2 protein-coding genes and 1 pseudogene are annotated in these 2,361 nt (G+C 65.1%); 2 read left to right on the top strand and 1 reads right to left on the bottom strand.

Annotation, left to right across the window (positions count from 1 at the left end; genetic code table 11):
* Positions 1-201: pseudogene (locus MOV75_RS34880) on the bottom strand (Twin-arginine translocation pathway signal); the annotation flags it as partial.
* Between the two features lie 271 nt (positions 202-472).
* Between MOV75_RS34880 and MOV75_RS34875 the strand changes: the two are divergent.
* Positions 473-1,177 (top strand): hypothetical protein, encoded by a 705-nt coding sequence (locus MOV75_RS34875; RefSeq protein ID WP_246922939.1) that lies wholly within the window; start codon positions 473-475, stop codon positions 1,175-1,177.
* Between the two features lie 175 nt (positions 1,178-1,352).
* On the top strand, positions 1,353-2,360 hold the full coding sequence (locus MOV75_RS34870) for an LLM class flavin-dependent oxidoreductase (protein ID WP_246922941.1): 1,008 nt from the start codon (positions 1,353-1,355) through the stop codon (positions 2,358-2,360).
* Position 2,361: the final 1 nt, after the last annotated feature.

Genomic DNA, 2,361 nt, shown 5'->3' with positions numbered 1-2,361 from the left:
GCCGCTCATCCAAAAACCGCCCTTGCCGATGCGATCCACGACCGCCGCGCCCTTGCGGTAGTTGTTAGCGCCACCCGACATCGATTCGGTCGGAGCGAGGCCAGCGGCGCGGGCCGGCGAGAGGAGGCTGGATGCGCCGGCTGCCAGAACGGAGGCACCGGCGACGAGGAGATTGCGGCGGTTGAGTACGACCATTGGCATATCAATTCCTCCGGGCGACCGGGTGGCTGCGTCAAGGATACAACAACAGGGCTGAAACGCCCAGTTGCGACGACGGGCGCAAGGGGTTGCAATAACAGTGTTGTGAACGGGCGTGCGGGGCTCACGTGGAGGCTCCGACACCGGGCATGCATCTTCATTGCCCGCCGGCTTTGCGGTAGCTTTCCGTGGAGATGGTGCATCATCCGGACAGGACACCCGTGCGTGTACCGAGAGTGGGGAATGTGACGATGAGCGGCTGATTGCGATCGCTGTGCTGTCGATCTTCGCCGGACAGATGGCGGAGGCCGCCGAGGGAAAAGCCTATCCCAACGGCCCCCGCGATCTCATCGGCCACTACGGCAACAGTCCGACTCAATGCCAGTCCTACCACCGCAAGTCCGACAACATGACTTCGATCAGCGCGACCAGCTACGAATTTTGCGGCGGCTCCATGTGCGGCGCCGACATCGTGTCGCACCGGAAACTGAAGGACGGGTACATCCTCAATCTCAAAAGCCCCGGCAATCCTTCGGGCCGGCGCGTCAGGGTGAAGCTGCTCTACAAGGGCATTCAAATCGCGTTCTCCCGGCGCGATCCGCCGGAGACGTTGGCCCGCTGCACGGAGGCCGACGCGATCGCCGGAATCGGCCTGCGACCGGACCAAGAGCCCGATGCAGACAAGTCATTGGCCCCCGTTTTTCGCAGCGTACTATGCACTTGCCGTCCCCGGCAAATGCCCGGGCATCGAGGCGAACGCACAGGCCGCGGAAGCGATCATCGCGACAGGACGATCATCCTGGACGGAGTTCTTGCGCAAAGGACCAAACTCGCAACATGCGACGCCGGAAGGGACGAAAGACATCGCCCGGGAACGAGGAGCTGCCGAATATGCAGTGCGCGCCGATGCCGTCGAGATCGGCGCGTTTTGCGGCGAGGTTCTCAACGCTTTCGGCGCCGGCGGTCGCGTCAAACCTGACCTCTTGAAGGATACGCGCGGGAAGACGTGATGGCCGCCCCCGGAGGGCCGGCACGGCAATTTCGAATGGCATCGTTGCGCCGACGGTCAGGCAGCCTCGCCGTGCTAACATTCGCGCCGGATGGCACTACATGTGAAGGCCCGGCGCCTATCGCCCTCCACCCGGACATTCCCCATGATCCCCTTCTCCGTCCTCGACCTCGCGCCGATCCGGCAAGGCGGCGACGCCGCGCAGGCGTTCCGCAATTCGCTCGATCTCGCCCGGCATGCGGAAGCCTGGGGCTACAAGCGGTTCTGGCTGGCCGAGCACCACAACATGACGGGCATCGCGAGCGCTGCGACCTCGGTGGTGATCGGGCACATCGCGGGCGGCACGAAGACGATCCGCGTCGGCTCGGGTGGGATCATGCTGCCGAACCATTCGCCGCTGGTCATCGCCGAGCAGTTCGGCACGCTGGAATCGCTTTATCCCGGACGGATCGATCTCGGGCTCGGGCGGGCGCCGGGCACCGATCAGTTCACCGCACGGGCGCTTCGGCGCGACCTCGCGACCACGTCCGAGAATTTTCCGCATGACGTGCTGGAGTTGCAGGCGCTGCTCGGCGATATCAAGCCGAACCAGGCGATCCGCGCCGTGCCCGGCATGGGGACGAAGGTGCCACTCTGGATCCTGGGTTCGAGCACCTTCGGCGCGCAGCTGGCGGCGATGCTCGGGCTGCCGTTCGCGTTCGCCTCGCATTTCGCCCCGCAGATGATGATGCCGGCGCTGCGCGAATATCGCGCGCGCTTCGAGCCGTCGGCGCAGCTTGAAAAACCCTATGCGATGATCGGCGTCAATGTGTTTGCCGCCGATAGCGAGGCAGAGGCGCAGCGGATGTTCTCCTCGCTGCAGCAGCAGTTCATCAATCTTCGCCGCGGCACGCCGGGTCCGCTACCGCCGCCGGTGGACGACATGGACGCGCTATGGTCGCCGGCGGAGAAGGCCATGGTCGGCCAGTCGCTGTCCTGCTCCGCGGTCGGCTCGCCCGAAATGGTGGAAGAAAAATTGAAGGCACTGATCGCCGAGACCGGCGCGGACGAGCTGATGACGACGGGGCAGATCTACGACCATTCCGCGCGGCTGCGCTCGTTCGAGATCGCGGCCGAGGTGCGGGACAGGGTGGGGAGGCAGCCCGTGGTGTGAG

It is taken from the genome of Bradyrhizobium sp. PRIMUS42 (assembly GCF_023006515.1).
Taxonomy (GTDB): domain Bacteria; phylum Pseudomonadota; class Alphaproteobacteria; order Rhizobiales; family Xanthobacteraceae; genus Bradyrhizobium.
Note: the sequence above shows the minus strand (reverse complement) of the source record. Positions and strands in the feature narration are given on the sequence as shown.

What these genes read in the sequence shown, in the direction of transcription:
- MOV75_RS34870 (WP_246922941.1), top strand. Translation starts at nt 1,353, where the DNA reads ATGATCCCCTTCTCCGTCCTCGACCTCGCGCCGATCCGGCAAGGCGGC.